The organism is Kitasatospora sp. NPDC048298 (genome assembly GCF_043201465.1).
Lineage (GTDB): Bacteria > Actinomycetota > Actinomycetes > Streptomycetales > Streptomycetaceae > Kitasatospora.
In genome coordinates this window covers 86214-92875 of record NZ_JBICYZ010000036.1, presented here as the reverse complement: position 1 = coordinate 92875, position 6662 = coordinate 86214, and the positions used below count along the sequence as shown (strand labels likewise).

Below are 6662 nucleotides of genomic sequence, written 5' to 3'. Positions count from 1 at the left end.
TCCCGCGCCGGGGGGCGCTGCCCCGGGGCCGGGGGGGCGGCCCGGGGCGGGCGCGGGGGGGGGTGGCCCCCGCGGGGGGGGCGGGCGGCGCCGCCCCCCCCCGGCAGGTCGGCCAGCAGTGCCGCGCCGGTCAGCCCCACGTAGGTGGGGGAGACGGCCAGCACCACGTCCTCGGGGCCGCGGCGCAGCGCCCGCAGCACCAGGAACATCGCCTCCTGGCAGCCCACCGTCACCACGATCGACTCGGCGGGCACCTCGATGCCCTCGTCCGTCGCGAGGTGGGTGGCGATCAGGTCGTGGATGATCCCCTTGGTCCGCCCGTACTGGAGCACCTGGCGGCGGGCCTGCTCCTCGGTCAGCCCGCGCTCGGTGCGCAGGTGGTCGAGGTAGCGGTCCAGGTGGCGGTGGACGGCGTCCGTCTCGAAGAACTGCTCGGCCGGGCGGCCGGCCGCGAAGGAGACCGCCTCCGGGTAGCGGATGGAGATCTCGTTGAGCAGGTTCATCGAGGTCATCGCCGGGTCGGCGAGCGAGGTGTGCAGGCCCGCCAGCAGCAGGTCGTGCGGTGCGGCGATGGTGGTCACGGGGTGCTCCAGGTGGTGCAGGGCAGGGTGGTGGTGCGCAGCTCGGCGGCGGCCCGGAGGCCGGCGCAGCCCGCGAGGCCGAGCGCGTGCCGCAGTTCGGTGGCGAGCAGGTCGAGGACCTCGGTGCAGCCCGCCTCGCCGCCGGCCGCCAGGCCCCAGATCAGCGGGCGTCCCAGCAGCACCCCGGCGGCGCCGAGGGCCAGCGCGGCGAGTACGTCCGAGCCGCCGCGCACCCCGCTGTCCATCAGTACCTGGCAGTCCTCGCCGGCCAGCGCCTCGGCGACGGCGGGCAGGACCGTCAGCGCGGGCACGGCCCGGTCGAGCTGGCGGCCGCCGTGGTTGGAGACCACCACGGCCGCGGCGCCGATGCCGGCGGCCCGCCGAGCGTCGGCCGGGTCGAGCACGCCCTTGACCACCAGCGGCAGTTCGGTCTCCCCGCGCAGCCACTCGAGGTCGGCCCAGGTGACGCCGGGGGAGAGCAGCTCGGCGGTGTGCGCGGCCACCGCCGAGACGGCGGTGGTGGACCGGTGCGCCCGCCCGGCGGCGCCGCCCTCCAGCAGCGCCGCGCGGACGCCGTCGGGCAGCGCGAAGGCGTTCCTGGCGTCACGCAGCCGGCGACCCATGTACGGCACGTCGGCGGTGACCACCAGGGCCTCGCTGCCGGCCTCCTCGGCCGCCCTGACCAGGTCGAGCAGCCGGCCGCGGTCGCGCAGCCAGTAGAGCTGGAACCAGAGCGTGGCACCGGTCTTCGCCAGCTCCTCGAAGCCGACGCTGCTGAGCGTGCCGACGGTGAACGGCACGCCCGCGGCGGCCGAGGCGCGGGCCGAGGCCAGCTCGCCCTCGGGGTGGAACAGCCGGTGGTAGGCGACGGGCGCCACCGCCACCGGCAGCGCCGCCCGGCTGCGCACCAGGGTGGCGGCGGTGTCCCGGGTGCCGACGTCGGTCAGCACCCGGGGCACCAGGCCCACCCGGTCGAAGGCGGCCCGGTTGGCGGCGAGGGTCAACTCGCGCTCGGCGCCGCCCTCCAGCCACTCCCAGACCTCGGGCGCGAGCACGGCCCGGGCCCGGTCGGCGTACTCCGCGACGGACAGCGCCGGGCGCACGTCGGCCGGGGGTTCGCTGCGGACGGACGCGCTCATCCGGCCACTTCGCCGGCGTTGCGCTGGAGTTCCACGGCCTCGTAGAGGGCGCGGATGTTGTTGCTGCCGAAGTTGCGGGCCCGAATGCGCTCGATCACCTCGAAGAAGAAGGTGTTCCGCGGGTGCTGGGAGCGGGTGAAGATCTGGAACAGCTGGCCGTCGTGGTCCTGGTCGACCAGCAGGTTCAGCTCGCGCAGCTGCTCGAAGGAGTGCCGCAGCGGCGTCAGGCGGTCGGGCAGCGCGTCGTAGTAGGTCTGCGGGGTGCGCAGGAACGGCACGCCGCGCTCGGCCATGACGGAGACGGAGCGCACCGCGTCCTCGGCGGCGAAGGCGACGTGCTGCACCCCGGCGCCGTCGTGGCCGGCCAGGAAGGAGGCGATCTGGCCGCCCGCGTCGGCGGTGAGCGGCTCGATCAGGGTGAGGGTGACGCTGCGGTCGCCGCTCTGCACGACGGCCGAGTCCATGCCGAGCGTGCCGACCTCGACCCGCTCCTCGAAGATCGTCCGGAAGCCGAAGACCTCGCGGTAGCGGTGCTCGGTCTTGCGCAGCTCGCCGAACGGGACCAGGACGGCGAAGTGGTCGACGGAGCGCAGGCCGACCTGGCCCTCGCCGGTCAGCGGGGCCGGGTCGGGCAGGCCGGGGATGCGGCCGGCCGGGGTCTCGGGGCCGCGCTCGATCAGGGTGTGCACCACGTCGCCGAAGGCGTCGACCACCGCGGTGACGCAGCCGTCGGCGGCCTGCGGCTCGCGCAGGGCGGCGGCGCCGCGCGCGGTCAGGACGTGGAAGGCGTCGGCGGCGTCCGACACCCGCACGCCGAGGGCGCCCACGCCGTCGCCGTGCCGCTCCAGGTAGTCGGTGGCCGGGTGGCCGGCGGCCAGCGGCTGGGTGACCAGCAGCCGGATGTCGGCCTGGCCGAACAGCGCGGAGAGGCAGCGCTCGGCGGCGTCGCCACGCTCGGTCGGCGGGACGAGCAGCTCGAAGCCGTACTCCGCGGTCAGCCGGGTGGTCTCGGCGCCCAGGTCGGCCACGTAGAACTCGACGTGGTCCAGCGCGACGGGGATCGGGGTGGCGGCGGGAGAAGAACGGTCGGTCATCGGAGGAGCTCTCTCGTGAGGAGGACGGGAGGTGCTGAGGGGTGATCGGGTGATCGGACGTGCGGGGTCGTGCAGGTATGTGGGGTGGGGCGGGGCGGGTACGCCGGGGCCGGTCAGCCGGTCAGCCGGTCAGCCGGTCAGCCGGTCAGCCGGTCAGCCGGTCAGCCGGTCAGCCGGTCAGCCGGTCAGCCGGTCAGCCGGTCAGCCGGCCTGGAGGTCCTTGGCGTCCTGCCGCTCGGCCGGGCCCTCGGGCGCGGGCGCGCCCTCGGGCCGGGGCTCGGATGCGGATTCGGGCCGGGTCCGGGGTTCGGTCCGGGGTTCGGTCTGAGATTCGGTCCGGGGCTCGTCCTCGGACTCGGACTCCTCGCCCGGCGGCTCCGTCGGGGCCTCCGGCTTGCCGATCAGGTGGGCGGCCGCGAGCAGCGCGCCGACCACCATCACGCCGAGCACCACCCGGAAGTCCAGGGCGGCCACCAGGCCGGAGCCGACGCCGACGGCCAGCGCCTGCGGTGCGGTGAGCGAGAGGTTGACGGCCGCCTGGGCGCGCCCCATCAGCTGCGGCGGGGTGGACGCCTGGGCGGCGGTGGCCAGCCCGACCATGGCGGCCGGGATGCCCGCACCCGCGATCACCAGGCCGGCCTCCACCACGTACAGCGACGGGGCGAGCAGCAGGACGGTCCCGAGGCCGAACACCGCCGACCCCGCCATGACCGTCCGGCGCGGCCCGAGCCGGCCGATCAGCAGACCGCCGACCACCGAGCCGCCCAGCGCGCCGACCGCCTCGGTGGTCTCCAGCACGCCGAGGAACTGCGGCGAGCGGTGCAGCCCGTGCTGGGTCAGCGCGAACAGCACCGGCTGGAGCAGGCTCAGTACGAAGCCGGAGACGGCGGTGGCCGCCACCAGCGACCGCAGCCCGACCGAGGCGCGCAGGTGGACGAAGCCGGCCAGCACCTCGCGGCGCCACCGCAGACCCGAGGGTTCCGGCTTGACCTCCTCCACCCGCAGGGTGAGGAAGCTCAGCGCCGCCAGCAGCAGCACGACGAGGTCGGCCACGGCCACCGCGTGCCCGCCGAACCAGCCGTAGAGCCCCGAGCCGACCAGCGGTGCCACCAGGGTGGTGCCGGCCCGGGCGCTCTGGGTCAGCCCGGCCGCCGCGCCGAAGTCCTGACGCTCCGTCAGGATACTGCGCAGCAGCGCGCTCTGCGCCGGAGCCAGGACGGCCCCGGCCAGACCGCAGACCGTGGCGGTGCAGTAGATGATCCAGACCGTGTCCCGGCCGTCGACCAGCAGCAGCGGCAGCAGTGACACCGCCACCGCCAGGTTGACCCCGACCAGCAGCGGCCTGCGGCGGACCCGGTCGGCGAGCAGGCCGCCGAGCGGCAGCAGCAGCAGTGGCGCGGAGAAGCAGAACAGCACCAGACCGGCGGCGGAGTTGCTGCCGGTCAGCACCTTGGCCCAGATGCCGAGGGCGATGGAGAGGGCGCTGTCACCGAGGACGGACAGGGTCTGCCCGACGAGGTAGCGCCGGAACTCCGGGCGGGCCAACAGCGGGTGCATGGCGGTTCCTTCGCTGCGCCGACGGCGGCGCTTCGGGGTGTGCGTGGGTGTGCGGTGGTGCGGTGTGCGGGAGGTGCGGGACGTGCCTCAGGTGCCGGCGGTTCCGCGGGTGCAGGGAGTGCCCGGGGTGCGCCCTGACGCACGCGGGGTGCTCAGGGCGCCGGGCGTCAGGGTGCGACGGGGTGGGCCGGGGCGAGCGGGGCGACGGCGGCGAAACCCTCGATCACCGCGTCGTTGGCGTCCTTCTCGCCGATGGCGACCCGGATGCCGAGGCCGGGGTAGTAGCGGACGGCCACGCCCAGGCGCTCCAGCTCCGCGCGCAGCGGCAGTTGGTCCCCGGGGGCGTCGACCCACAGGAAGTTGGTGACGCTGGGCGCCACCGTCCAGCCGAGCCGCAGCAGTTCGGCCTCGGTGCGCTCCCGCTCCGCGGCGATCTCGGCGATCCGGTGCGCCATCTCGTCCCCGGCGGCGACGGAGGCGAGCAGGCCCGCCTCCTGGAGCCGGTTCACCGCGTACGGCACCTGGTGGTCCCGCACCCGCTGGGCCACGGACTCCTCCGCCAGCGCGTAGCCGATCCGCAGCGCCGCGATGCCGTGCGACTTGGACAGCGTGCGCAGCACCACCAGGTTCGGCCACTCGGCGATCCGGGCCGGCACGTCCGGGGCCTGCCAGCCCTGGGCGAAGTCGACGTACGCCTCGTCGAGCAGGATCAGCGCGGTGGACGGCACCCGGCGGAAGAACTCCGTCAGCTCGGCCCAGGAGTAGACCGTGCCGGTCGGGTTGTGCGGGTTGCACAGCACGACGATCCGGGTGCGCCCGTCCATCCGCTCGGCCATCGTTGCCAGGTCGTGCCGGGCGTCGGGGCCGAGCGGGACCGGCCGGGCCTCGGCCCGGGCGATCTCGCAGAACAGCGGGTACGCGTCGAAGCAGGGGTCCGAGTGCACCACGTTGTCGCCGGGCTCGACGACCGCGTGGAAGAGGTCCAGTGCCACGCCCGCCGAGCCGTGGCCGACCACGACCTGGCCGGCCGGGACGCCCTGCCAGTCGGCGACGATCCCGGCGATCCGCTCCGGACGGAAGTCCGGGTAGCGGTGCACGTCGGCACTGGCCTCGGCCAGCGCGGCCCGCACCGACGGCAGCGGCGGGTACGGGTGCTCGTTCTGCGCCAGCAGGTATCTGGCGCCCGACGGGGCGGCCATCAGTCGGCCTGGAGGACGTAGAGCCAGGAGTGCGGGGTGGCCAGCGCCTCGACGCGGTCGATCCGCAGGCCGGCGTCGGTGAACAGCTCCTCGTAGGTGGCCTTGGTGTGCAGCGGCACGCCCATCATCGCGTGCGCCAGCTCGAAGCCGACCGAGAAGACCGGCTGGGCGCCCTCGGAGGTGCCCGGGTCGCGCAGCATGGTGTCGCCGAGGACGAAGGTGCGGGCCTTCGGGAAGGCCTCCCGCATCCGGGTGAAGATCGAGGAGCGGGTGGTCGGGTCGGCCAGCAGGTCGTGCAGCAGGAAGAAGCTCATCACGGTGTCGACCTCGGCCACCTCGGCGGCCTCGGCGTCGTTGTCGATCTGGGTGCCGAGCAGGCCCAGCACGTCCGCGCGGACGGCGGTGACCCGGTCCTGCATGCCGGCCTCGACGATGTCGCGGCGGGCGATGTCGGTGGCCGGGCGGCTGATGTCGATGCCCAGGCCCCGGGTGCCCTCGCGCTGCGAGACCACGCGGCGCACCCGGGCGGAGGTGCCGGAGCCCAGGTCGGCGATGGTGCGGAAGTCGATGCCGTTCAGCACGTCGGTCAGCTGGGCGGCGAACATCGACTGGTCGCACTGGGCGGAGCCGAGGGCGACCATCGCCTCGTCGCGGAAGACGTCCTCGTTGTAGCGGTGGGTGCCGGCGCTCAGGTGGCCGGCGCGGCCGAACACGTCGTGGTAGCCGCCGACGGCCCAGGTGAAGTAGCCGCGCGCGGCGGCGATCTCCAGGCCCGCCTCGGTGGGCAGGTAGGCGTCGCCGTCGGCCTTGAGGTAGCCGTAGTCGGCGGCGGCGCGCAGCACGGCCTCGGTGCGGGCGGTGTCGCCGGCCTGGGCGGTGGCCTCGGCGGCCGAGAGCGGCTCGCCGCGCCCGATCGACTCCAGCAGGCCGATCCGGTCCAGCGCGAAGATCACGTTGGCGGCGATGAAGCCGTTGTAGGCGTCGGTCGAGGTGATCGGCGACGGGGTGATGCCACGCCAGGTGTCGGGGATGGCCGCAGTGGTCATGGTGGTGTCCGTTTCTCCGTGGGCGGGCCGGGTGCGGTCCGCGTGG

5 protein-coding genes and 1 pseudogene are annotated in these 6662 nt (G+C 75.0%); all 6 read right to left on the bottom strand.

Annotated elements, in window-relative coordinates; translation table 11 throughout:
- Positions 1-581, bottom strand: a pseudogene (locus tag ACGF0D_RS25380) (PLP-dependent aminotransferase family protein); the annotation flags it as partial.
- Positions 578-1720: an alpha-hydroxy acid oxidase gene (locus ACGF0D_RS25375; protein ID WP_392919916.1), complete on the bottom strand. Its 1143-nt coding sequence runs from the start codon at positions 1718-1720 to the stop codon at positions 578-580. The pseudogene ACGF0D_RS25380 and the gene ACGF0D_RS25375, both read right to left, overlap by 4 nt.
- Positions 1717-2814, bottom strand: coding sequence for a 4-hydroxyphenylpyruvate dioxygenase (hppD, locus tag ACGF0D_RS25370; protein WP_392919914.1), 1098 nt, complete (start codon positions 2812-2814; stop codon positions 1717-1719). The genes ACGF0D_RS25375 and hppD overlap by 4 nt, the downstream gene beginning before the upstream one ends.
- A gap of 201 nt (positions 2815-3015) precedes the next feature.
- Positions 3016-4371 (bottom strand): MFS transporter, encoded by a 1356-nt coding sequence (locus ACGF0D_RS25365; RefSeq protein ID WP_392919911.1) that lies wholly within the window; start codon positions 4369-4371, stop codon positions 3016-3018.
- A gap of 167 nt (positions 4372-4538) precedes the next feature.
- Positions 4539-5570 carry a pyridoxal phosphate-dependent aminotransferase gene (locus ACGF0D_RS25360; protein ID WP_392919908.1) on the bottom strand — a complete coding sequence of 344 codons (1032 nt, stop codon included), beginning with the start codon at positions 5568-5570 and terminating at the stop codon, positions 4539-4541.
- Positions 5570-6616, bottom strand: a complete 1047-nt coding sequence (locus ACGF0D_RS25355; RefSeq protein ID WP_392872628.1) for an SAM-dependent methyltransferase — start codon at positions 6614-6616, stop codon at positions 5570-5572. Before ACGF0D_RS25355 ends, ACGF0D_RS25360 begins: the two co-directional genes overlap by 1 nt.
- Positions 6617-6662: the final 46 nt, after the last annotated feature.

Excerpts from the sequence above, each read along its gene's own strand:
- ACGF0D_RS25365 (WP_392919911.1), bottom strand. The coding sequence starts at position 4,371 with ATGCACCCGCTGTTGGCCCGCCCGGAGTTCCGGCGCTACCTCGTCGGG.
- ACGF0D_RS25375 (WP_392919916.1), bottom strand. The coding sequence starts at position 1,720 with ATGAGCGCGTCCGTCCGCAGCGAACCCCCGGCCGACGTGCGCCCGGCG.
- hppD (WP_392919914.1), bottom strand. The coding sequence starts at position 2,814 with ATGACCGACCGTTCTTCTCCCGCCGCCACCCCGATCCCCGTCGCGCTG.
- ACGF0D_RS25360 (WP_392919908.1), bottom strand. The coding sequence starts at position 5,570 with ATGGCCGCCCCGTCGGGCGCCAGATACCTGCTGGCGCAGAACGAGCAC.
- ACGF0D_RS25355 (WP_392872628.1), bottom strand. The coding sequence starts at position 6,616 with ATGACCACTGCGGCCATCCCCGACACCTGGCGTGGCATCACCCCGTCG.